Annotated in this window: 20 protein-coding genes, 1 tRNA gene and 1 pseudogene; 9 read left to right on the forward strand and 13 right to left on the reverse strand. The window is 72.3% G+C overall.

The annotated features are described in order from the left end of the window. Nucleotides 1-14: 14 nt before the first annotated feature. The 7 genes from ACIGXP_RS08190 to ACIGXP_RS08220 all read left to right on the forward strand — a co-directional run bounded on the left by ACIGXP_RS08190 (nucleotide 15) and on the right by ACIGXP_RS08220 (nucleotide 7,223). Nucleotides 15-1,184 (forward strand): NAD(P)/FAD-dependent oxidoreductase, encoded by a 1,170-nt coding sequence (locus tag ACIGXP_RS08190; RefSeq protein WP_399765460.1) that lies wholly within the window; start codon nucleotides 15-17, stop codon nucleotides 1,182-1,184. Then, the gene (locus ACIGXP_RS08195) at nucleotides 1,181-1,483 is read left to right on the forward strand and encodes a (2Fe-2S)-binding protein (protein WP_363219432.1); all 303 of its coding nucleotides are present in this window, start codon (nucleotides 1,181-1,183) and stop codon (nucleotides 1,481-1,483) included. Before ACIGXP_RS08190 ends, ACIGXP_RS08195 begins: the two co-directional genes overlap by 4 nt. Next, nucleotides 1,476-2,864 (forward strand): FAD-dependent oxidoreductase, encoded by a 1,389-nt coding sequence (locus tag ACIGXP_RS08200; protein ID WP_399765463.1) that lies wholly within the window; start codon nucleotides 1,476-1,478, stop codon nucleotides 2,862-2,864. The genes ACIGXP_RS08195 and ACIGXP_RS08200 overlap by 8 nt, the downstream gene beginning before the upstream one ends. Nucleotides 2,865-2,971: 107 nt before the next feature. Beyond that, nucleotides 2,972-3,868, forward strand: a complete 897-nt coding sequence (locus ACIGXP_RS08205; protein ID WP_363219434.1) for a dihydrodipicolinate synthase family protein — start codon at nucleotides 2,972-2,974, stop codon at nucleotides 3,866-3,868. A 24-nt stretch (nucleotides 3,869-3,892) separates the two neighbouring features. Further along, nucleotides 3,893-4,894 (forward strand): proline racemase family protein, encoded by a 1,002-nt coding sequence (locus tag ACIGXP_RS08210; protein WP_399765466.1) that lies wholly within the window; start codon nucleotides 3,893-3,895, stop codon nucleotides 4,892-4,894. Between the two features lie 34 nt (nucleotides 4,895-4,928). Further along, complete coding sequence (locus ACIGXP_RS08215; protein WP_363219436.1) at nucleotides 4,929-5,615, forward strand: GntR family transcriptional regulator; 687 nt, start codon at nucleotides 4,929-4,931, stop codon at nucleotides 5,613-5,615. Between the two features lie 183 nt (nucleotides 5,616-5,798). After that, the gene (locus ACIGXP_RS08220; RefSeq protein ID WP_399765470.1) at nucleotides 5,799-7,223 is read left to right on the forward strand and encodes an amino acid permease; all 1,425 of its coding nucleotides are present in this window, start codon (nucleotides 5,799-5,801) and stop codon (nucleotides 7,221-7,223) included. Here ACIGXP_RS08220 and ACIGXP_RS08225 read toward each other — a convergent pair. From ACIGXP_RS08225 to ACIGXP_RS08265, 9 genes are all read right to left on the reverse strand, one after another. Then, nucleotides 7,144-7,971, reverse strand: coding sequence for a MerR family transcriptional regulator (locus tag ACIGXP_RS08225; protein ID WP_399765474.1), 828 nt, complete (start codon nucleotides 7,969-7,971; stop codon nucleotides 7,144-7,146). The genes ACIGXP_RS08220 and ACIGXP_RS08225 overlap by 80 nt on opposite strands. Further along, entirely contained in the window at nucleotides 7,914-9,038 is a 1,125-nt protein-coding gene (locus ACIGXP_RS08230) for a hypothetical protein (RefSeq protein ID WP_399765477.1), read from the reverse strand. The genes ACIGXP_RS08225 and ACIGXP_RS08230 overlap by 58 nt, the downstream gene beginning before the upstream one ends. Beyond that, nucleotides 9,035-9,343, reverse strand: a complete 309-nt coding sequence (locus ACIGXP_RS08235; protein ID WP_363217387.1) for a helix-turn-helix domain-containing protein — start codon at nucleotides 9,341-9,343, stop codon at nucleotides 9,035-9,037. The genes ACIGXP_RS08230 and ACIGXP_RS08235 overlap by 4 nt, the downstream gene beginning before the upstream one ends. Beyond that, nucleotides 9,340-10,092: a hypothetical protein gene (locus tag ACIGXP_RS08240; RefSeq protein ID WP_399765480.1), complete on the reverse strand. Its 753-nt coding sequence runs from the start codon at nucleotides 10,090-10,092 to the stop codon at nucleotides 9,340-9,342. The genes ACIGXP_RS08235 and ACIGXP_RS08240 overlap by 4 nt, the downstream gene beginning before the upstream one ends. Continuing rightward, nucleotides 10,079-11,158: a hypothetical protein gene (locus ACIGXP_RS08245; RefSeq protein WP_399765483.1), complete on the reverse strand. Its 1,080-nt coding sequence runs from the start codon at nucleotides 11,156-11,158 to the stop codon at nucleotides 10,079-10,081. Before ACIGXP_RS08245 ends, ACIGXP_RS08240 begins: the two co-directional genes overlap by 14 nt. 190 nt (nucleotides 11,159-11,348) lie before the next feature. Then, entirely contained in the window at nucleotides 11,349-12,050 is a 702-nt protein-coding gene (locus tag ACIGXP_RS08250; RefSeq protein WP_399765486.1) for a Crp/Fnr family transcriptional regulator, read from the reverse strand. Between the two features lie 117 nt (nucleotides 12,051-12,167). Then, nucleotides 12,168-16,607 (reverse strand): NACHT domain-containing protein, encoded by a 4,440-nt coding sequence (locus tag ACIGXP_RS08255; RefSeq protein WP_399765488.1) that lies wholly within the window; start codon nucleotides 16,605-16,607, stop codon nucleotides 12,168-12,170. 189 nt (nucleotides 16,608-16,796) lie between these two features. Further along, the gene (locus tag ACIGXP_RS08260; RefSeq protein WP_399765490.1) at nucleotides 16,797-17,621 is read right to left on the reverse strand and encodes a hypothetical protein; all 825 of its coding nucleotides are present in this window, start codon (nucleotides 17,619-17,621) and stop codon (nucleotides 16,797-16,799) included. 9 nt (nucleotides 17,622-17,630) lie between these two features. Then, on the reverse strand, nucleotides 17,631-18,950 hold the full coding sequence (locus tag ACIGXP_RS08265; RefSeq protein WP_399765493.1) for a DUF1266 domain-containing protein: 1,320 nt from the start codon (nucleotides 18,948-18,950) through the stop codon (nucleotides 17,631-17,633). A 240-nt stretch (nucleotides 18,951-19,190) separates the two neighbouring features. Between ACIGXP_RS08265 and ACIGXP_RS08270 the strand changes: the two genes are divergently transcribed. Beyond that, a complete protein-coding gene (locus ACIGXP_RS08270) occupies nucleotides 19,191-19,886 on the forward strand; it encodes a hypothetical protein (RefSeq protein WP_399765496.1) in 696 nt (231 codons plus the stop codon). An 81-nt stretch (nucleotides 19,887-19,967) separates the two neighbouring features. On the opposite strand, the gene ACIGXP_RS08275 is transcribed toward ACIGXP_RS08270, so the two are convergent. From ACIGXP_RS08275 to ACIGXP_RS08285, 3 genes and pseudogenes are all read right to left on the reverse strand, one after another. Beyond that, nucleotides 19,968-20,041: transfer RNA gene (locus tag ACIGXP_RS08275), tRNA-Pro, on the reverse strand. Nucleotides 20,042-20,086: 45 nt separating this feature from the next. Further along, a pseudogene (locus ACIGXP_RS08280) lies at nucleotides 20,087-20,284 on the reverse strand (MFS transporter); the annotation flags it as partial. Nucleotides 20,285-20,303: 19 nt separating this feature from the next. Continuing rightward, nucleotides 20,304-20,819 (reverse strand): hypothetical protein, encoded by a 516-nt coding sequence (locus ACIGXP_RS08285; RefSeq protein ID WP_399765498.1) that lies wholly within the window; start codon nucleotides 20,817-20,819, stop codon nucleotides 20,304-20,306. A 130-nt stretch (nucleotides 20,820-20,949) separates the two neighbouring features. Between ACIGXP_RS08285 and ACIGXP_RS08290 the strand changes: the two genes are divergently transcribed. Beyond that, nucleotides 20,950-21,294 (forward strand): cupin domain-containing protein, encoded by a 345-nt coding sequence (locus ACIGXP_RS08290; protein ID WP_363217397.1) that lies wholly within the window; start codon nucleotides 20,950-20,952, stop codon nucleotides 21,292-21,294. Here the strand turns inward: ACIGXP_RS08290 and ACIGXP_RS08295 are convergent. Beyond that, entirely contained in the window at nucleotides 21,284-22,291 is a 1,008-nt protein-coding gene (locus ACIGXP_RS08295; RefSeq protein ID WP_399765502.1) for a LacI family DNA-binding transcriptional regulator, read from the reverse strand. The two genes, ACIGXP_RS08290 and ACIGXP_RS08295, sit on opposite strands and share 11 nt — an antisense overlap. Between the last annotated feature and the right edge of the window lie 44 nt (nucleotides 22,292-22,335).

Here is a 22,335-nt window from a genome sequence, read left to right on the forward strand (position 1 = left end):
GACATAGTACTGGCGTGCCGAAACGACTGACCTGCGACGTCGTAGTCGTAGGAGCCGGAATGGTAGGTGCGGCCTGCGCCCTGTACGCCGCCCGCGCCGGCCTCGACGTACGAGTGGTGGACCGTGGCCCGGTGGCCGGCGGCACCACCGGCGCCGGGGAAGGCAACCTGCTCGTCTCCGACAAGGAACCGGGCCCCGAACTCGACCTCGCCCTGCTGTCGGCCCGGCTGTGGGCACGGCTGGGTGACGAACTGGGTGCGGCGGTCGAGTACGAACCCAAGGGCGGCCTGGTCGTCGCCTCCACCCCCGAGACCCTCACCGCGCTGCACGCCTTCGCCGACGGCCAGCGGACCGCCGGAGTCGTGGCCCATCGGGTCTCTGCGGAACAACTCCCCGATCTGGAGCCGCACTTGGCAACCGGCCTGGCGGGCGGCGTGCACTATCCGCAGGACGCCCAGGTCATGCCCGCGCTCGCCGCCGCCCACCTGCTCCGCGCCTGCGGCGCCCGCCTGCACACGGGCTGGACCGTGACCGGGGTGCTGCGCACGGCCGGCGGCGCGGTGGCCGGTGTCCGCACCGACCAGGGCGAGCTGCACGCACCGGCGGTGGTGAACGCGGCCGGCACCTGGGGCGGCGACCTCGCGGCGCTCGCCGGTGTACGCCTGCCGGTGCTGCCGCGGCGCGGCTTCGTCCTGGTCACCGAGCCGCTGCCGCGGATGGTCCGGCACAAGGTGTACGCCGCGGACTACGTGGCGGACGTGGCGAGCGACTCGGCCGCCCTGCGCACCTCCCCGGTGGTGGAGGGCACGGCAGCCGGACCGGTGCTGATCGGCGCCAGCCGGGAGCGGGTCGGGTTCGACCGCTCGCTGTCCCTTCCGGCCATGCGGGCGCTGGCGGCCGGGGCGATCGGGCTGTTCCCGTTCCTGGAGCGGGTACGCGCGCTGCGGACGTACGCGGGCTTCCGGCCGTATCTGCCGGACCACCTGCCGGCGATCGGCCCCGACCCCCGCGCGCCGGGCCTCTTCCACGCGTGCGGACACGAGGGTGCCGGGATCGGACTGGCCACCGGCACCGGGCAGTTGATCGCGCAGACGCTCACCGGGAAGACACCGGAAATGGATCTCACACCGTTCCGTCCGGAGCGGTTCGAGGGACGCGACACCGACGGAGGCGACACCCCGTGAACCCCCTGGAACTGGCCCGGGCCCGGCCGGGCGAGGCCTTCACCGTCACCTTCGACGGCCGCCCCCTCGCCGCCCTGCCCGGGCAGACGGTCGCGGCGGCGCTGTGGGCGGCGGGCGTGACGGCCTGGCGCAGCACCCGCGGTACCGGCCGGCCCCGTGGGGTCTTCTGCGGAATCGGGGTGTGCTTCGACTGCCTGGTGACCGTCAACGGCCGGGCGAACCAGCGGGCTTGCCTGGTGCCGGTGCACCCGGGCGACGTGATCCGCACACAGGAGGGGACGGGACGGGACCATGACTGAGCGAGCGCATCTCGCCGTCGTCGGGGCGGGTCCGGCGGGGCTCGCCGGGGCGCTGGCGGCGGCCGCCCGGGGCGTACGGGTCACGCTGGTCGACGCGGCCGAGCAGGCGGGCGGCCAGTTCTACCGGCAGCCCGCCCGGGCTCTCGGCGCCCGCCGCCCCAAGGCCCTGCACCACCAGTGGCGTACCTGGGAGCGGCTGCGGGACGGCGTCGACCGGCATGTCGCCACCGGACTCATCACCCACCTGATGGATCATCACGTCTGGTGCGTGACGCAGGAGTCGGACTTCTTCACGGTGCACGCCGTGCGCGGCCCCGCACAGGAAGAAGGGGTCACCGTCCGCGCCGACGCCGTGCTGCTCGCCACCGGTGGCTACGAGCGGGTCCTTCCCTTCCCCGGCTGGACGCTCCCCGGTGTCGTCACGGCGGGCGGCGCGCAGGCCATGCTCAAGGGCGGCCTCGTACTGCCCGGCCGCACGGTCGTGGTCGCCGGCACCGGACCGCTGCTGCTGCCGGTGGCCACGGGGCTCGCCGCGGCGGGAGCGCGGGTGGCCGCGCTGGTCGAGTCCGCCGACCCGGGGGCCGTACTGCGCCGTGCTCCGGCCCTCGTCGCGGAGCCGGGCAAGCTCGTCGAAGGCGCCTGGTACGCGGGGCAGTTGCTGCGGCACCGGGTGCGCGCACTGCCCCGGCACACCGTGGTGGAGGCGCACGGCGGCGACCGGCTGGAGGCGGTCACGGTCGCCGCACTGGAGCGGGACGGGCGGATCAGGCCCGGCAGCGCGCACCGCATCCCGTGCGACACCCTCGCCGTCGGACACGGCATGCTGCCGCACACCGACCTCGCCGAGACCCTCGGCTGCACCCTGACGGGCACGGCCGTACGGGTGGACGACGAGCAGCGCACCGACGTACCCGGGGTGTGGGCCGCCGGGGAGAGCACCGGTGTCGGAGGCGCGGCCCTCGCACTCGCCGAGGGCCACATCGCCGGCCGCTCGATCGCCGCCCGCCTGCACGGCACCGTCCCCGATGCGGGGTCCTGGGCGGCGGCGGCCCGGGCCAGGAACCGGCAGCGGGCGTTCTTCGCGGCACTCGACACGGTGTACGCACCGGCCGCGGGCTGGGCGGAGCGGGTCACGGACGACACGGTGGTGTGCCGGTGCGAGGAGGTCACCGCCGGCGAGGTCCGTACGGCCGCGGGCCCGCTCGGCGCGGGTGATCTGCGCACCGTGAAGCTGCTGACGCGGGCCGGGATGGGCTGGTGCCAGGGCCGCGTGTGCGCGCCCGCGGTGGCCGGCCTGACCGGATGCCCGCTCACTCCCGGGCGCCGGCCGTTCGCCCGCCCGGTACCGCTCGGCGTCCTGGCCGGGCTGCCGGAGTCCTGATCCTGCGGCCCGCCCCGGCCACGTGGCCGTCCGCGTCGCCGCGGCCCCTGTCCATGAACCACACCGGTCAGTACTATGTCACACGTCACCAGATTGGGGATCACGCAATGACCCGCTCACCGCACCGCCCCTGGCGCGGCGTCCTCGTCGCCACCGCCCTCCCCCTGCGCGAGGACCTCTCGGTGGACTACGACCGCTACGCCGAGCACTGCTCGTGGCTGGTCGCGAACGGCTGCGACGGCGTCGTGCCGAACGGCTCGCTGGGCGAGTACCAGGTGCTCACCGACGACGAGCGCGCCCGCGTGGTGGAGACGGCCGTGGCGGCGATCGGCGGTGATCGGGTAATGCCGGGCGTCGCCGCCTACGGCTCGGCCGAGGCCCGGCGCTGGGCCGAGCGGGCGGCCGAGGCCGGCTGTGCGTCGGTGATGCTGCTGCCGCCCAACGCCTACCGCGCCGACGAACGTTCCGTCCTCGCCCACTACGCCGAGGTCGCCCGAACGGGTCTGCCGGTGGTGGCGTACAACAACCCGATCGACACCAAGGTCGACCTGGTGCCCGAACTCCTCGCCCGGCTGCACGGCGAGGGCCACATCCACGGCGTCAAGGAGTTCTCCGGCGATGTGCGCCGCGCCTACCGCATCGCCGAACTCGCCCCGGAACTGGACCTGTTGATCGGCGCGGACGACGTCCTGCTGGAGCTCGCGGTGGCGGGCGCCAAGGGCTGGGTGGCCGGATACCCGAACGCACTCCCGCGCACCTCGGTGGAGCTGTACCGTGCCGCAGTGGCCGGGGACCTCACCACCGCGCTGCCCCTGTACCGGCAGCTGCACCCGCTGCTGCGCTGGGACTCGAAGGTCGAGTTCGTCCAGGCGATCAAGCTGTCGATGGACGTCGTCGGCCGGTACGGCGGCCCGGTGCGCCCGCCGCGCGTGCCGCTGCTGCCCGAGCAGGAGGCGGCGGTCCGGGCCGCCACCGAGAAGGCCGTAGCCGCAGGGCTCGTCTGAGACGTCCGACAAGGAGGCCGGAGCATGCGCAGCAAGCTCGTCCTGCACGCCGTCGACTCGCACACCGAGGGCATGCCGACCCGCGTGATCACCGGGGGCATCGGGACCGTACCGGGTGCGACGATGAACGAGCGGCGGCTGTACTTCCGTGAACACCGCGACCACGTCAAGCGATTGCTGATGAACGAGCCGCGCGGGCACTCGGCGATGAGCGGTGCGATCCTGCAGCCGCCGACCCGGCCCGACTGCGACTGGGGGGTCATCTACATCGAGGTGTCCGGCTATCTGCCGATGTGCGGGCACGGCACCATCGGGGTCGCCACCGTGCTGGTCGACACCGGCATGGTGGAGGTCGTGGAGCCGGTGACCACCATCCGGCTCGACACCCCGGCGGGACCGGTGGTCGCCGAGGTGGCGGTGGAGGACGGGGCCGCGCGGAGCGTGACCCTGAAGAACGTGCCGTCGTTCGCCGTCGCCCTGGACCGCAAGATCACCCTGCCCGACGGCCGCACGGTCACCTACGACCTCGCCTACGGCGGCAACTTCTACGCAATCCTGCCGCTCGACGCCTTCGGGCTGCCCTTCGACCGCGCCCGCAAGGACGACATCCTCGCGGCCGGTCTGACACTGATGGAGGCGATCAACGCGGAGGCCGAACCGGTGCACCCCGAGGACCCCTCCATCCGCGGCTGCCACCACGTCCATCTCTACGCACCGGGCGCCACCGCACGGCGCTCGCGCCACGCGATGGTCATTCACCCGGGCTGGTTCGACCGCTCCCCGTGCGGCACGGGGACCAGCGCGCGCATGGCGCAACTGCACGCGCGCGGCGAACTTCCGTTGCACACCGAGTTCGTGAACGAGTCGTTCATCGGCACCCGCTTCACCGGCCGGCTGCTGGGCACGACCCAGGTCGCGGGCCGCCCGGCGGTCCTGCCCAGTTTCACCGGCCGCGCGTGGATCACCGGTACCGCGCAATACCTCCTTGATCCCACCGATCCCTTCCCGGAGGGTTTCGTCCTCTAGGCCGTCCTCTAGACTCAGCCCGGTGATGCGTGACATGGCACAGAACACGCGGGGCTCGGAGATGCCCGCGCTCCCCCGGCTGGGCGGCCGGCGCAGCAGTTACCGCGAGCGGGTCGCCGACGCGCTGCGCGCCGCGCTGATCGCGGGCGAGCTGCGGCCGGGCGAGGTCTACTCCGCGCCGTCGCTCGCCGCCCGCTTCGGCGTCTCGGCGACGCCGGTGCGGGAGGCGATGCTGGACCTGGCCAAGGAGGGCCTGGTCGACACCGTGCCGAACAAGGGCTTCCGGGTCACCGCGGTCTCCGACCAGCAGCTGGACGAGTACACGCACATCCGCGCCCTCATCGAGATCCCGACCGTGGTCGAGCTGGCCCGCACCGCCGACCGCGTCTCACTGGAGGCGCTGCGTCCGGCGGCGCGCGAGATCGTCACCGCGGCGGTGGCGGGCGACCTCATCGCCTACGTGGAGGCCGACACCCGCTTCCACCTCGGCCTGCTGGCCCTGGCGGGCAACGCCCACCTGGTCGAGGTGGTGGCCGACCTGCGCGGCCGCTCCCGCCTCTACGGTCTGACGGCTCTGGTGGAGGCCGGCCGGCTGCTCGCCTCCGCCGAGGAGCACCTGGAACTCCTCGACGCGCTGCTGGAGCGGGACGCGAAGGCCGTACGCGCGATCATGACCCGGCACCTGGGACATGTGCGCAGTCTGTGGGCGGCCGGGGACTGACGGCGGCCGTCCGGCGGCACCGCACATCTCGCGGTGCGCAGGCCGCCCGACCTCACTTTTTGCATGATCAGGCGGGTGCCGCAGGACAAGGAGCGGCGATTTTGTGCCGGACCCGGGCGTCCCCGACCATGGCAGGCGTCCCGGCGATCCTGGGACATCTGTTCGATGAGAGGTCCACCCCCCATGCACGTCACCGGAACCGTCCCGCCGCCGGCTCCGGCCCCCTCGGAGAGCCACACGGTTCCCACAGCGGGCAACCCTGGCGACAGCAGCAAGCACGCGCGTCGCTTCGGCCTGCCGGTCGCCACCGCCCTGGTCATGGGCAACATCATCGGCGGCGGCATCTTCCTGCTCCCCGCCTCCATCGCCCCGTACGGCACGGTCAGCCTGGTCGCCTTCGCCGTCCTGACCGTCGGCGCCATCGCGCTGGCCCTGGTCTTCGGCCGGCTCGCCGCGCGCGACCCCCGTACCGGTGGGCCCTACGTCTACGCACGCGAGGCCTTCGGTGACTTCGCCGGCTTCCTCGCCGCCTGGGCGTACTGGATCACCACCTGGGTGTCGAACGCGGCGCTCGCCGTCGCCGCCGTCGGCTACCTGGACGTGCTGGTCCCGGTGGGCGACCACAAGGGGACCGCGTGCCTGGCCGCCCTGGCCCTGCAGTGGCTGCCCGCCCTCGCCAACTTCGCCGGCACCCGGTACGTGGGAGCCGTCCAGCTCGTGTCGACGGTGCTGAAGTTCGTGCCGCTGCTGCTCGTCGCGATCGGCGGCCTGTTCTTCTTCGACCCGTCCCGGCTCGGGCCGTTCAACGCCGGCGGCCACAGCGCCGTCGGCGCCGTCTCCGCCTCCGCCGCCCTGCTGCTGTTCTCCTACCTCGGGGTGGAGTCCGCCGCCGTCAGCGCGGGCGAGGTCCGCGACGCCCGCCGCAACGTGGGGCGCGCCACCGTCATCGGCACCGCGGGCGCCGCGCTGGTCTATCTGCTGGGCACGCTCTCCGTCTTCGGCACGGTCGCGCACGACCGGCTGATGACCTCAACGGCCCCCTTCTCCGACGCCGTGAACACGATGTTCGGCGGCAGCTGGGGCGGTACGGCGGTGGCGCTGGCGGCGCTGGTGTCGATGACCGGGTGCCTGAACGGCTGGACGCTGCTGAGCGCCCAGACCCCGTACGCGGCGGCCAAGGACGGCCTGTTCCCGGCCGCCTTCGCCCGCCGCCGCCGGGGTGTGCCGACGGTCGGCGTCGCCGTCACGGTCGTCCTCTCCTCCCTCCTGACCGCGTACAACTACCTGTCGGGCTCGGCGAAGGTCTTCGACGTCCTGGTCCTCGTCACCACCTTCACCGCCACCGTGCCGTACCTGCTGGCGACGGCCGCGCAGCTCTTCCACCTGGTCTCCGGCAGGTCGGTGGACCGCGCGCGCCTGGTGCGGGACTCGGTGATCACCGCGGTCGCGGCCGCCTTCTCCCTCTGGCTGATGGCCGGCGCCGGCTACGCGGCGGTGTACCAGGGCGCGCTGTTCCTGTTCGCGGGCGTCATCGTCTACGCGGTGCTGGCGGCCCGGCAGCAGCGCCGGCCCGCGGAGTCGGCGGAAGCGGTGTCCCCCGTCCGGTAGACCGCCGGCATCCGGTGACGCGGCGGGACGATCCCCGGTGCCGGCCCTCCAGGGGCGCTGCGGCCTCGGCGCGGGCAAGGGCTTCGGTGTGCGCAGGCGGAGGAGGACCGCGACGGTGGCGAGCGCGGCGGCAACCCCTGCCACCAGCAGACTGCTGTGCAGCCCGGTGACGAAGCCGGAGCGGGTGATGTCCCGGGCGGCCGATGTCCCGGCGCGGGCGTCGAGCAGGGAGCCGAGCACGGCGATGCCCAGGTCCGTACGCACCGGGCGGGTGGCGTCGACCGTGGCAGCGGCCACGCCCGACCGCTCCCGGGGGACGGCGGCCATGGCGGCCGCGGGGGCGGCCGAGGTAGTCGGCGAGGTACGCCTTCGCCCGGATGAGGCGGTCGATCTGCTCGTCCATGGCGGTCATGCGGCCCGGTACGGTGTCCCGCCAGCGACCGGTCTCGGTCCGGCCGGCCGGCACCGTCGCGATCTCGTCCAGGCCCATCAGCCCGCTCTCCCGCCAGATCCGGATGAGCGCGATCCGGCGGAGCTGCTCGGGGCCGTGGAGTCGCCGCCCCGACCGGCGTGCCGCCGGCTGGAGGATCCCGCGGTCCTCCCAGTGGCGCAGGGCGGGGGTGGCCAACCCCAGCCGCGCCGTGACCTGCGGACCCGGACCTCGGAGGTCCGGGTCCCCGCCGTGGCAGGTCAGGCGGTGGTGCTGTGCGCCAGAGCGCGGGCCTTGCCCGCCCACTCCCCCATGCATGTGATGGCCGAGGTCATCTGCTTCACCGCGGCGGAGATGTCCTTCACCGGCTTGCGGAGGTGGCGGCTCACCAGCACCATGCCGTCCGCGGACGTGCCGAAGAAGGCGAGCTGCGCCAGGCCTTCCTGAGCGGACTCGTCCAGGGCCATGAGCTGCTCCAGGAACTCCTGCGCCCCCTCGCCGCGCTCGTCGGGCGGAGTGACCTCGATGAGTCCCAGTGAGGCCCTCACCCCGCTGTCCAGGGTCGCCATCCGCTCCGCGAACGCCCCCGCCACAGCCTTCAGTTCCCCGGCCGGCGCGCTGATCGACTGCGCGTACCGGGCCACCGCCGCGAGCCGTGCGCCGGCGGGCGCGTTCGCCTGGGTGAGATCGAGCATCTCGGTGTTGGACTGTTCGGTCAGCGCTCCGATCGTCTCGATCGTCTTGCTGATCGCCTCCATGTCCGCGGTCATCTCACCCAGCCCGTCCTCGATCGCGGCGAAGTCGTCGAGCAATCCGGGCGAGTCCTCGTCCTCCGCGTTCTCGGCCTCCCTGGAGGACGGTCCGTCGACAGTGGTGAGTCCGCGCAGCACCCGCGCCGGGGTGAGCAGTTCGAAGCCGTCCCGGATCCCGGCTTCCAGCGCGCTCTCGATCTCCTTGCGCGCGCCGGCCAGGTGGCTGCGCGCCCGTTGGTAGCGGATCGTCCTGATCGACGCGATGTCGAAGGGCAGCTGTCCGGCCTCCCCGATGTGGATCGTCGGTTTGCCGGTGATGTGACGCAGTCCCAGCTCGTACATCACGTTGGGGTTGCCGCCGCTGACGTCCGCGATGACCAGATCGGACTCGATGACATGCCGGCAGATCTGCTCGTTGATGTCACCGGCGTGCGTGATGCCGTCGGCGCGTACGGCGGTGATCCCGTGCCTCTCGCAGGCGGGGGCGATCACCTGCTCGAAGATCCCGAGGTGGTGCTCGTACGCCTCACGCTCGGGGCTGCCGTGCGCGGCGTACGGGTCGCCGATGGGGCCGATGACGAAACACGTACGGGGCTGGTCGGGCTCCTGCCGAAGAGCCAGTGACGCGATCATTCGGAATCCTCCGTTCCACGGGGGTGGGGTTCGTCGAGCCGGTCGGCGTCCGTGGCGCCGGCTTCCAGGTCGACGGCGTACACCGGCCGCTCCTCGATGCCGAGGGAGCGCAACAGGTACGCGGTCGGGATGCGGTAGCGCCGGCCGAGGCGCAGCACGGGGCAGGGGAAGGTGCCGAGGCGGATCAGCTTGTACGCGGTACCGGGGCAGACGCCGAAGGCGCGGGCAGCGGTGCGCAGGTCGACGCTCAAGGGCAGGTCGAAGGCCTCTGCGAAGCCCAGAGGCGGGCCGGACCGCGCGCTCACCGCCGGGCTCCCACGGGGCGCAGCACCAGCGTGCCGATGAGGTCGGCCTCCTCGTGACGGCGGGCCCGGAACACCAGCTCGGGCAGGCCCGTGCAGGGGGCCGGCGCTTCCAGACGCTCCCCTTCCCGCCGGGCGCGCGACTCGGCGAAGCGGAGCGTCGCGGCCAGTCCGTCGCGGCGGGGCGGGGGCGTCAGGTGCAGTTCCCACCCGTCGGCCGGCCGCGGTTGCCCTTCCGGCGGGGCTGTGACGTTGCGGGCGTCGGCGAAGGCGGCGATGTCCGCGACGGGAACCTCCCGCCTGATGCGGTTCGCGTAGGCCCACATCCGGTTCACCGCATCCTTGATCATCCGGCCGGGGTCCGGGCGGTCGGGATCCGCCGCGTCGAGGGCGGCGAGCAGGGCCAGTACGGCCTCCGCCTCCAGGTCGGCCCGCTCGACCCTGCATTGGCGCAGGATCCGGTGCAGGTTGCGGTACAGCCCGGGCAACGCCAGCCAGACGACGAGCAGTCGGCCCGTCCCGTCGCCTCCCCCGGGCTCCCGCCGGGCCTCGGTGACCGCCTGCCGCCAGACCGCCTGCCGCAGGGCGTCGTCGCGTCGCGGCCCGTACAGTGCCGTCCTGCCCCCGTGCGGTGACAGGCGCACCGCCCGGTCGCCGACACGCACGACGAGGGACGGCCGTACGTCGTCCTGCGCTGCCATGAGGCGTTCCTCGATCAGGGCGAAGACGCCCCGGGACTCAGTCGATGTCATCGCTCCTCCTGTCCGGCCTCGGCGGACCGGCCGCCGACAGCGCCGACAGCGCCGCCATCGCCCGCGCGCAGGCGCGTGCCAGGGCGGCCAGCGCGGATCGCACGGACGCGTGCCGCGTCGCCGAGACCGAGCGCGCCCGCTCGTCCCGGGACTGGGCCGCGGTGCCTGTCGAGGTCGCCGGGTAGATGTTGATCGTGCCGTGCACGTCGCCGCCGACGTTCACCCCGAAGTCCGCCCACTGGGTGCCGTCCCCGCGGAGGGCCGTCACCGGACATGGCCGGGGCCGGCGGGCGGGAGGTTCTCGGGCAGTCCGAGGGTGATGCCGCCGAAGACGTCTCGGCCGACGGCGACGCCCTGGTGGACGTACTGGGAGCGGGCGGCGCCGGTCGCTCTGCCCGGGGTGAGCGGCTCCGGTGCGGGCTGCGAGCCGCTCACCCCCCTCCACGGCCGGCCGCACCTCCTCCGGCCCGTAATTCGGCACGCGGATCCAGCCGTACCCGCCGAAGTCCTTCACCCGCACGTGGGTCCGGACGTACTGGGCGGGGTCCAGGTCGGGGTGCCCGGACCGCACGACGTCCTGGTACAGCCGGTCCGACACGATGACGGCGAGATCCGCCGAGGTGAGGGCGACCAGTACGGCCTTCAGCTGGGGCGCGTTCGCATAGCGTGCCACGGCGACCGGTGCGGGTCCGGCGTGGCCGAGGGCGGCGTCCGCGACGACACCGGTGTCGACGGCCAGCCGCAGTCTGATGCGCGGGGCGGCCCGACGGGCGTTGAGGGCGCCGAGGCGGGCCGCCAGGTGGTGCACGAAGGGCCCCAGCACGGCGGCTTCCGGTGTGGCCTCGGGGAGAACGGCGAACTCCTGGTCGCCTTGCGGCTGGCGGGCCCAGGCGGCCCGGTCCAGTCCGGTCAGCGCCGCCGCCTCGTCCAGCAGCCGGACCAGGCGGGACTGGACTGCCGACTGGGTCCGGGTGTCGAGGCGGCTGTACTGCTCCATGTCCGCCGCCAGGCACAGCCGACGGTGCGGGACGACGTCCCGCGGCCAGGCCGAGGAGGGTTCGTTCACAACAACTCGCCGCCTTTCCAGGGTGGTTGGGTGCGGTGCACGCCAACTGTGCGAGAAAGGAACGGAGCCGTCGAACCAACCGCATTAATGCGGCTTTGTGGCCTTGGACCTAGGGGGTGTCGTCTGGATCGGGCCGGCCGTGGCGAGCGGTGCCGGCCGGCCGACGCCGGGATGATCCAAACGACACCCCCTAGCCGACCGGCACACTCAGCCGGGCGACCCTCCGTAGTCGGGCCAGGTCCCGTACGTAGGTCTGCCGTTCGCCGGTGGTGATGAGTTGGTCCCTTCGCAGCTGGGCGAGCGCCTTGTGCACGGTGTGCGTGGTGGACCCGGTGAGGGCGGCGAACTCGGCCTGGGAGAGGTTCACGTCGATGCGCACCGCGTTCCGTTCCTGCCGCCCGTACGACACCGCCAGCTCGACGAGTACGCGGGCGAGCCGGACCAGGACCGGGTATCCGCCGAACTCCAGACGCCAGCGGTCGGACCGGCGCAACCGGCCGCAGAGCAACCGGTTGAGAGCCAGTGACACTTCGGGGTTGTCGAGCAGGAAAGGCAACAGCTCGTGCCTCGGGACGACGGTGGCGACCACGTCGCCACAAGCGGTGACCGTGGCCGATCTGGGACCGAGGTCCATGGCGGCCAACTCGCCCACGACGTCCCCGGCGATCCTGATGTCCATGAGCGACGCCCGGTCTGCGTCCAGCCGGGCGGTCACCTTCACCAGCCCTTCGTGGAGCACCACGAGATCCTGTGCGTGGGTGCCCTCACTGATCAGTACGTCCCCCACCGCATAGCGGCGCCGGATGCCGAGCTGTGCGAAGGCCGCGCGCGCCCCGTCCGACAGGGTTCCGGGAAACGGCGCGCGGTCATTCGTGTTCGAGCCGTGAATCATGTGCACAGCAGAGCACTTCCCCGACGCGGCGGTGCGCGTTTCCGTCCGGCCCGCCGGTGCGCCGAACGCACTCCGGGGCGCACGGCGGCGCACAGCCGGAGCACCGCCGGGCCCGTCTCAGCGCCGGTCGGCGTTGCCGATCGCGTCGGCCACACCGCAGGACCCCAGGAGCAGCAACTGGTCCAGCAGGTCGAGGATCTCGCGCCGGCGTGCGGCCGAGGCGGCCTGGGCATGAGCACGGACCAGCAGCTCGCCGATGTGGTGGGCGTCGGCCGCCGCACCGCTCGCCAGGTCGGCGGAGGCCGCACCGAACACCGCGAGGAATCTCCGCACACACATCAGCACCAGGTCGTCGACCCGGTCGGGCGCATGTTCCAGAGTGATCAGCAACTGGGGCAGGGCGGACCGGAAGGCGCGGGAGTCGGTCAGCGCGGTCACCGTCCGGTGGAAGGGCCGCAGACGCCGGCCCCGCAGCGCGACGGCGACCGCGGCAGCGGCTTCCCGCACGTCCTCCTCGGGGTCGTGGAAGAACCGGACGAGTGCGTGGTGGGCCAGGGCCGCATCGCCGGTGTTCACGAGGCGCTGGGCGCACACCTCGGCGGCCCCTTGTCTGTGTGCTCCGTCGTTCCCGTGCAGCACCTTCGCCAGCAGATCCGTCATCTCCCACTCCATCGCTGCCAGGGCGGCGACCTGTCCACCGACCCGACGAACCGCTGCCACCGGGGAGTGCAGCATTCGTTCCATCACCGGTCTGCCCGCCACCGGATCCCCGTGGCACAGAGCCACGGTCAGGCGGGTCACATGCGGTGAGGCCAGAAGCTGGTCGGGGGCCTCGATGAGCACCGTGAAGGCATCGCCGACCGCAGGGCGGTCGTGGCGTATCGCGGCATGCAGGACATGGGCCACGCACGCCCGGACGGAGAGGGAGGGGTCAGCAGCCAGTCGGCGCAGGTGAGGTACCACCAGGGCGGCCCGGGATCCGTCGTCATGGACGAGCAGATCACCGAGGCTCTCGGCTGCGCTGCCCCGCACGGTGTTGATTCCCGCGGTCAGCAGGTCGCGCTCCCCGTCTGCTTCGTCCTCACCGGAAACGCCGCCGGGGTCGTCGGAGCCGAGGGCATGGCTCAGGAGTGTCTCCACCAGATCGAGAGGCGCACAGGTGAGGTACTTCCGCACCGGCCACCCCAGCCAGCGGGCGTGCTCCTGCCTGCCCTGACGCGCGAAATGGCGGATCGCCGTGAAAACGGTGTCCGGATCGCTGTGCGGTTCCGCGTCACCGAGGCCGAGGAGCACCGAGGCTCCATAGGCCGGGTGCGTCCCGGCGTCCATCCGCAGAGCGAGTCGTGCGAAGCGGCCGGGGTCCGCGGCCGTCATGCTCCGGAGCACGTGGGACAGTTCCCGGGCCCCGCCGGTGAAGGTCGCCCAGTCGGTGCGGTCCTGGCTGTGTTTCCTCATGGCGCTCAGCCATTGGTCGTCGCTCATGTGCCGGGCCGCCTGTGCCGGGATGGGCGATCCGATGAACCCGCTCGTCGTTGCCTGCGGCTCCGCCGGCTCTCGCATGTCGTCGTGACGTCTGCGGAGTTCGCCGAGCCGACGCGCCGCCGCCTCGGAGAGCCGGCTCTCGGGGAGCGCCGTCAGCAGCGTGAACTCGTGCCAGGGCGAAAGCTCCTCGTCCGGGGGGAGACGCAGATGGAGGAGTGCTTTCTCCAGCCGCCCCAAGGTGCCGTCGGGCAGGGCGTCACCGATGGCACGGAGGACCTCGCGGGCGCCCCACACGACATTGGCGCCGTATCCCGACAGGAGACGGTGCCGTCCCTGCAGAAGGATCTCGGCGGACCAGGGGGCGAGGGCGGGCCCCGCCTCGGTCAGCGCTTGGTAGAGGAGCCACTGCGCCGCCTCGTACGGCACGCTCGCCAGCTCTTCCACGAGCCCGCGCACGCGAGCGGCGTCTCGGGCCGCCACGATCCGCAGTGCCCTGGCCGCGCCCTGGAACAAGGCGTCGCCCAGGTCGCTGGGGGCGTCGTCGGGGTAGCGGAACGCGAAGTGCTTGTCGAGGACCGGCCAGCCGGCCTGTGGTGGGAAGGCGGTTGCGGTCATGACGCCCAGCAGCACGGGCAGAAGCCGGAGGCAGAACTCCTCGGGAGCGCCGCTCGCGGCGGCCGCCACCACACGGAGTGCCGCATGATCCCGGGTCAGCAGCACGGCGACCCTGTCCTGGTCACCGAGTCGGAGGGCGTCCGGGCGGTCCGCCAGCAGCACACCGAGCAACTCGACCGCCCATGCGGGCTCTTCGGCTGCCAGGTCGCGCACCGAGAGCCAGAGGCTGCGTTCGCAGCTGGTGAAGAGGCCGGCTCGTACGCTGTCGAGCAGGAGGTCGAAGAGCTGTCGGCTGTCCGCAAGGCGGGCGAAGAGAACGGTCCGGGTCAGCCAGGAACCGTACCGGGGATCGGTGGTGTGCGGTTCCAGAAGGCGGGCCACCCGGGCGGGGAAGGTGTCGGCGGCTGCGACCATCATGCGTACGCCCCAGTCGCGTTCCCTTTCATCGGCGCCGGCCAGCCAGGTCTCGATCGCTGCCTCGTCGTCCGCGCGACGGAACCATGCCGCGGTGCTGACCGCATGCACGAGACGGTCCTGGAAGGGAGGGCGGGTGTCCAGCACCCGCGCGACGGCGCCCCACTCAGCGGCGGTGGGGGCCTCCAGGCCGCGCAGCACGGCCAAGGTCAGGTCTTTCAGGTGGTAGCGGATGCCGGGGCTGGTCAGCAGCGCCTCGACCTCCTCGGTGAACCTCTCCGGGTCCAGATCCCGCAGGTGATCGAGAACCTGCCGCACCTGTCCACGGCGGAAGAGTTCCTGCTCCCCACCGGTGAGAAAAGCGACCAGGCTCTCGTCGCGCCGGAGCCAGTCGCGCGCGAAGGCGTAGTCGAAGAAACTCTCGTGGAAGAAGGCGAGTTGCCGGCCGTCGCGGACACAGACCTGTTCGGAGACGAGCACATCGCCCGTCGGGGCGAGGTGGTCCGCGTCGAGCACACTGGGCGGTACGAACAGCCGTTGCCGAGCGCTCATGGCTGCCACTACGGCCGACACCGCCTCGTGGAAGCGCGCGTCGGGCCGGCGGCGCACGCACTCCTTCCGCTTGGTGTCCCAGAAGGCGTCGAAGAGCTGCCTGGTGGTGCAGAAGGAGAGGGCTTCCTCCTGACCGGCGACCTGTGCCAGGAGGACCAGATGCAGCGGTGACCGCAGCAACGCGCGCTGCGGCGGGTCCACCCGGGAGGCATCCATGCCCATGTGCGTGACCGCGGCGTCGACCTGGGCGTCGGAGAGCGACCCGACCGTGATGTGTGCGCAGCGCTCGGATGTGGTGAGCCGGCGGATGCGGGGATCGGCTCCGGCGTCGAATGCGCGGCACACGAGGACGACACGCATGGCAGGGTGTGCCATCACCTCGCCCACCAGGTCGGCCACCGCGTCGAAGGTGTCCGGGATGCGTCCCGACGCGAGGCTGACTGCGTCGAGCTGGTCCACGATCAGCACACACGGCCGTCCGTCCGCCGCGGCACCGAGGGCGCCGACCGGGGACATGGTCAGGCCGATACGCCGGCCCAGCTCATGGGTCGAGGCGAAGGAGTCCAACCGGTCGAGACGGAAGGCGAGCACCGGAGTGGTTCGCTCGTCGAGCGCGGTGAAGGCCTGGTGCAGCACGGCGCTCTTCCCACCGCCCGCAGCACCCGTCAGGAGGATGAGCTGCTCGGTGCCGCTCGTGACCTGCTCCACCAGCCGGTCAGCCTCTGCTCGGGGGATCGTGGGCCGGAGCAGACCACGTTCGACGCTTGCCGCCCACCGACTCGTGGCGTTGCGCACCGCGTCGGTCACCACCTCACCGTCCACCCGGCTGACCCGCCGCAGTCCGTACTGCGCCAGTCGGGCAGTAAGAGCCGAGGCGTCGAGAGTGGTTCCCGGACTGTTCAGCAGGAGGTCGCCGAGTCCGGCGGCGGCAAGCCGGCCGGGGGCTCCGGCAAGGACCTGTTCGGCCAGGACCGCGTTGGTGTTCACGACGTCCCGTTCGCTGTGCCACTCCACATGGAGCCCGCGCAGCATGCGCCAGGCCACCGCGGCCGAGCCGTAGATGTCGGCCGCGGCGAGGGCGTCGAAGGGGCCTTGGAGTTCATCCGTCAGCCACTCCGCTTCGAAGGAGGCGAAGTCGTCGGAGCGACGGGCGCGGTCGGCGAGCTCATGGAGCGCACGGGCGGGGACCAGGGAGACGAAGTGGAACGCGCGGCCTGCGTCGACGTGGAAACGCAGCTTCTTCCAGACCTCCTTGTCCCGGAGGGAGGCGACGTTCCAGCTGTTCGCGTTGCGGTTCTGCCGCTTGACCTGGTGCACCTCCGTTCCGCCGTCGTGACGGTAGACGAACTCGACGCCGTCGCCCAGGGGGCCGCCCGGCTCCACGGTGATCGACGTCCCCATGCCCAGGAGCACGTAAAGGGCGTGTCTGATCGTCCAGGCTCCCTCGTAACGGTTGCCGAACTTGTCCGCCTCGCCCCCCGGCCGCGGTGCCACCGTGCCCCCCTGCCGTCTTCCCGGCGGCCTCGTCGTCCGCACACGTGTCATTTTTTCTGAACACAACGGACGAATCCAGGGTATTGCTCACCATTGCCGGGACCGACGCCGCCTCACCTGCTCGCCAGGCCGCCACGACCCGCCGGATCTGTCTTGCCGCCCGCAGTCGCTCGCCCCCCCGACCGGCGCTCAGCGGTGGGCGGGCCGAAGCCGCTCGATGCGGTCGAGGTCACCGGCGAGCAGGTCCTCGTGGCTGATCGCGAAGTCCCCGTTGGGCAGGCTCCGCCCCCGGCTGTAGTGCCGGCCCACGACCGTGCCGGGAAGAAACGCCCGCAGGCTGTGGCGCATGGTCCGCGGGTGGTCGAGGGCCACACCCCAGCCGGACGGCCCTCGGTCGGTCGACAGCAGGACCCAGTGGTCCACGGGGACTTCGGCGTCCAGGTCCGGGGGTCCTCCCGTGTGACTGTCCAGCGCGGGCAGGACCAGCCGGTCGGGGTCCAGGGGCGGGTACCAGAGCAGCAGCGGCCTGGCACGCTGCGCGTCGGCGTTGTCGAAGCAGCAGACGGCGATGGTGTGGTCGGGAAAGGAGTCGGCGTAGAAGCGCAGCAGGTCGGGGTGGAGAGCGGGACGTCGATGGGGCGGCACCCGCTGCAGCGCGGCAGGGACGAGAGTGGGATCGGAGGCGAGGAGCACGGTGTAGACGTCGTACTCGAAGACCTGGACGGGCTGCGGATCCGCCCCCATCCAGGCGATGCCGTCGTCCTCGGCGTCGGCGGTCTCGACCGCGGCGACCATGCGCTGCAGGACGTCACCGCTGCGCCCGACGGAGATGAACTGCTCGGCGGTGAGCTGCCGCGTCGGCAGATGCAGCAGCATGGCGTTCGGACCGTCGGCCAGGTTGACGGCCGTGTTCTGGTACCCCATGACATGGATGAGGCCGTGCACGGGGTGGTGCTGCCGCCCGCAGTACAGGATCGTGCCGGAGAAGGCGGCCTCACCCGTCGAGATGCACATGGCTGCGCCTCACTTGAAGGGAACGGTCAGCCACGGGCTGCCGGGGTCGGACATCAGGAGCCGGTGGAGGTCGACCATGTCGGTGTACCACTCCCCGAACTCCTCGTCGTCGAAGTGCAGACAGCGTCCGAGGATGTACCCGGCGGCGAAGTCCTGCCAGGACTTGTACGACCGTGCGGAGGCCCGGCCCGCCTCGATGACGGCGGACTCGGCCTCCTGCAGTGAGCAGTACCGGGAGCCCAGCCCCCAGCGGGCCATGCCCGAGGCCCGCCCGAAGTTCCAGGCGTCCACGGAACTGACGAACCGGTTCTCGTCGAGGATCCCGTCGGCCCTGAAGCGCGCCTCGTACCGGGTGATGCGCCCGACGAGATGCTGTATCCCCTTGATCCGCGCCTCGGTCTCGGCCGCGGGGGCGGCGGGCGTGGTGGTGACCCCGTCCGGGGTGATGACGGTCTCGCCGCCCGCACGGGCCCGCAGCACCCGGGCGATCGTGTCACGCCAGTAGGCGGTGTCGACATGGCCGCCGAAGTCGCGGGCGATCGCGCGGCGCAGCCCGAGGGCGAACTCCCAGACAGGGTTGGCGCCGTCGGGGTCGAGCAGGGCACTCTGCTGTTCCTGCCATTCCTCCCGGCTGCTGACACCCCACCACTCCCGAAGCGATGTGCGTTCCCCAGGGTAGCCGTTGCCGTGATACGCCATCGCGTTCCAGGGGAACCCGTACCGCACGACCAGCAGCGCACCGCAGGCCAGCCCCTGAGCGACACGTCCTTCCAGGGGCCCGCCGAACCTGAGCGTGCGTACCCTCGCGCGGTTCAGCGGACCCTTGGCCTTGTGCTGCGCCCACGCGGCCGAGTGCGGCGGTGCGGAGGGCAGGAACGCCTCGCACGGGCTGCCCGGATTGACCACGATCACGGGCGGATCGCTGGGCTCCCACACCCGGGCGAACCATCCGAGGCTCTGCCAGTCGAGCACCCGGTGCGGGTCCGGCACGGGCAGCATGCCCTCTGTGTACACGGCCCAGATCCGGCCGCCGGCGACCCGGGGATCGTGTCCGAAGACGGGAATGGTCCTGCTCGGTTCGGCATCCGCCCCGTCGCGCCGTATCTCGAAGTACAGACGGCTGTCCGCGAGCGTGTCGAAGTAGGCCGGCCAGTCCTCGCGCGACTTGGCCTCGAAGAGGGCCTGCTCGATGGAGGTCGGCGCAGTCCAGACGGGAAGGGGCGGGGCGGGCGGAGCCGACGGTGGTGGTGTGGAGGCCGGCGAAGCGGGCGGAGTCGGCGGATGCGGCGTCGCAGGCCCGAACCCTGCGGGTGGCGGACCGAACGACATGCTTGCCCTTTTCAACTTTCGGCCGACTGAGGCAACTTGACTGGTGTGGTCATGTTATGGGACGCGGGGTCCACGGCTTCAGCGGGGTCGGCGCTCACATGATCCGTGCCGCGTGACGGCATTGTCCGGAGTCCGTGACACAGGGCTTCCTGGTAGTGCGCCGCGAGCTGAGGCGTTGCTACTGTCCCGACCGGTGTGCGGCCGACACGGCCGCCCTTGAAACAGGGGGGACGTCCCGACATGAACACTCATCGCCTCAGACCCGCCGCCATCGCGCTCGCCGCCGCAGCGCTGGCCGCGGCGCTCACCGGTTGCCAGGGGGACGATTCCGCCGCTGGAGCCGAGGGCTCGCCGAGCGCCGCCGCCACGGCGAGCCAGGCGCCCGGCACGTCCGGCACGTCCGGCGGCAAGGGTGGGGCCACGGGGGGCACCGGAGGGTCGGGAGGCGCGGGTTCCACGGCGACCGCGTCGCCGGGTGCGGCGGGTGCGACAGGTGCCAAAACGCCTGCGGCGAAGCCTGCCGCCAAGGCCCCCGGCTCGGTCAAGACCACCACGCCGGCCACCGGCTGTGCCGACAAGGCGCCGGACCCGGACCATGTCGACCCCGACGAGATCGCCGTCTACCGCGTCGAGGAACTCCCCGCCGGCACCGGGAAGGTGAACCTCGTCATTCAGCACGGGGCGTGGGGATGCCCCGGCACGGACTCCGACGGGACGCCGTTCGTCGTCACCGGCGAGGACAGCCGCTGGGCCCTCGACCAGGCCGCGTACGTCACCGCCACCAACCCCATCGTCGCCGGCAGCAAGAACCAGCGCATCGGCGTGCAGGAGCTGATCGACTGGATCAAGGCGCACCCCGACTCCGGCCTGGTGTTCAAGTACGCGACCGGCGACGACGGCGCCATCCACAGCCTGGAGCAGGTCTACACGCCGTAACCACTGGACTGGTCGGCCCCAAAAACGGTCAGGGCCGGTTTCGGAATCCTCCGAACCGGCCCTATCTGCGACTCTCACAAGTCGGGACGACAGGATTTGAACCTGCGACCCCTTGACCCCCAGTCAAGTGCGCTACCAAGCTGCGCCACGTCCCGTTGCGTTCCCACGCGGGGTGTCCCGTGTGATCACGCAGGTCAACCCTACCGCACCTGTGCGGGTGCCCGTGCCGTCCCCGGCGTGGCGGGGGTCGTCGTACGGCCGGGGCGGCGGGCCGGGACGAGGAGGTCGGCGCCCACCGCGGCCAGGCAGAGGAGGGCGAGCAGGGCCCAGCCGTGGGTGTAGCCGGAGCCGTAGGGCAAACCGGAGGGCTGCAGGTGGCCGGTGACCAGGACGCTGGTGCCGGGCGTCATGACCCGCCTACTTGATCAGCGCGTTCGCCACCACCACGATCACCCCGAGCAGCGCGTCCCCGGCCCCCATGAGCACGGCCATCGGCCACCGCCGCGCCGACCAGCGGGCGGTGAGCAGGCCGAGCGCGAAGAGGATCACGATGTTGAGGACGAACGCCGCGTACTCGACGCCCTTCGCGGGGAACCACCCCAGCCGCGCGCCCCCGAGCAGGAGGACCGTGGGCAGTACGGCCGTGACCAGCGGCCACTCGTCCCGCACGGCATGCAGCGCCTCCCAGCGGCGGTGCGGGGCGCGCTCGGCGATGTAGTGGGCGTACCCGTGGGCGAGGGCGGAGGCGAGCGCGGTCACCAGCACCCAGGCGGCGTCGTAGCCACGGACCTTGGCGGACGTGTGCCCGTACTGGGTGAGCGCCGCCACCATCGAGCTGGCGAGGACGGCGCCGTACACCCCGCCGAACAGGACGGCCTCGCGGGTGTCGTGCTGCCGGGGCGGTGCCGCGCCGGACGCCGTGGGGTCAGCCATGTTCCCCACGATCACCCGTGCCGCGCCCGCCCGCCAGTCCGCGCGGACCGACGAAGTGTCCCCCCACCAGCCCCGATGCCCCACACACTGTCGGCCGCCGGGGGAGCGTCACCCTGGTTAGGGTCGCCGTATGACGCACAGCTTCGCGCTCCACATCCCCGACGCCGCCCTCGAACCCGAACCCCTCGACCCGGAGCAGATCGTCTCCGGGAACCCGGAGGTCACCGGGAAGGTGGTCTGGGAGTCTCCGGACGGCCGGCAGATCCGCGGCATCTGGCAGATCACGCCGGGCGTGGTCACCGACACGGAGGCGGACGAACTGTTCGTGGTGATCAGCGGTTCGGCGACGATCGAGGTCGCGGACGGGCCGACCCTGAAGGTGGGGCCGGGCGACATGGCGGTGCTGCGCGCGGGCGACCGTACGACGTGGACCGTGCACGAGACACTGCGCAAGGCGTACGCCATCAACCTCTGAGTGCGTCGCGGGGCGGCGCCGTCGTCCCGCGGATCTCCAGCGTCGGTACGGCGAGATGGACGCGTCCCTCGCCGTCCGGCCGCTCGAACCGGTCGAGCAGGCAGCGGGCGGCGCGCCGCCCGATCTCGTACGGCGCGGTGTCGACCGTGGTCAGCCAGACGTGCCGCAGCCGGGAGATGCTGGTGTTGTCGTAACCGGCCACGGAGAGGTCGCCCGGCACGCTGAGGCCCAGCTCCCCGGCCGCCGACAGGGCACCCACCGACGCCATGTCGTTGACGGCGAAGAGCGCCGTCGGCCGCTCCCTGCGGCTGAGCAGCCGTACGGTCCCCCGGTAGCCGCCCTCCTCGGTCAGATCACCCGGCTCGACGACCGGTTCGGCGCCGTGCGCCCGCATCGCCGCCTCGAAGCCCTGCCTGCGCAGTGCGCCGACCGCGCCGTGGCCCGCGAGATGGGCGATCCGGCGGTGGCCGAGGGCGAGCAGGTGCTCGGTGGCGAGCCGGGCCCCGTGCTCGTCGTCGCCGGCGACGACTTCCACGCCCTCCGGCCGCGGCTCACGGGCACCCGCCACGACCACCGGCATCCGCCGCGCGAGCGCGCCGAGACCGCCCGCGTCGGGGACCGTGCCGACGATCACCAGCCCGTCGACGCCGAGGTCCAGGAACGGTTCGGCCAGGTCGTGCCCCATCCGCCGGTTCAGCCGGGCGTCGGCGAGCAGCATGTGCAGACCGGCGGCGTGCAGGGGTGCGTTGAGACCGTCGAGGAGGTCGACGAACCAGGGATTGCGCAGGTCGTCCAGGAGGACGCCGACCGTGCGGGTGCGCTGTTCGCTCAGGCTGCGGGCGGCCGCGTTGGGCCGGTAGCCCAAATCACGCACGGCACGCAGCACGGACTCCCGCTTCTCGGGGCTGACCGGTCCCGAGCCGCGCAGCACCAGCGAGACCAGCGACTTGGACACTCCTGCCCGTTCGGCCACGTCACGGATCGTCGGCGGTCTCATGACATGGACCGTTCCATGCGGCGTGCCGCTCTGTCAAAGGGTTG

The sequence above is a fragment of the Streptomyces sp. NPDC053069 genome, from assembly GCF_044546895.1.
In the GTDB taxonomy this organism is placed as follows: Bacteria; Actinomycetota; Actinomycetes; order Streptomycetales; family Streptomycetaceae; genus Streptomyces.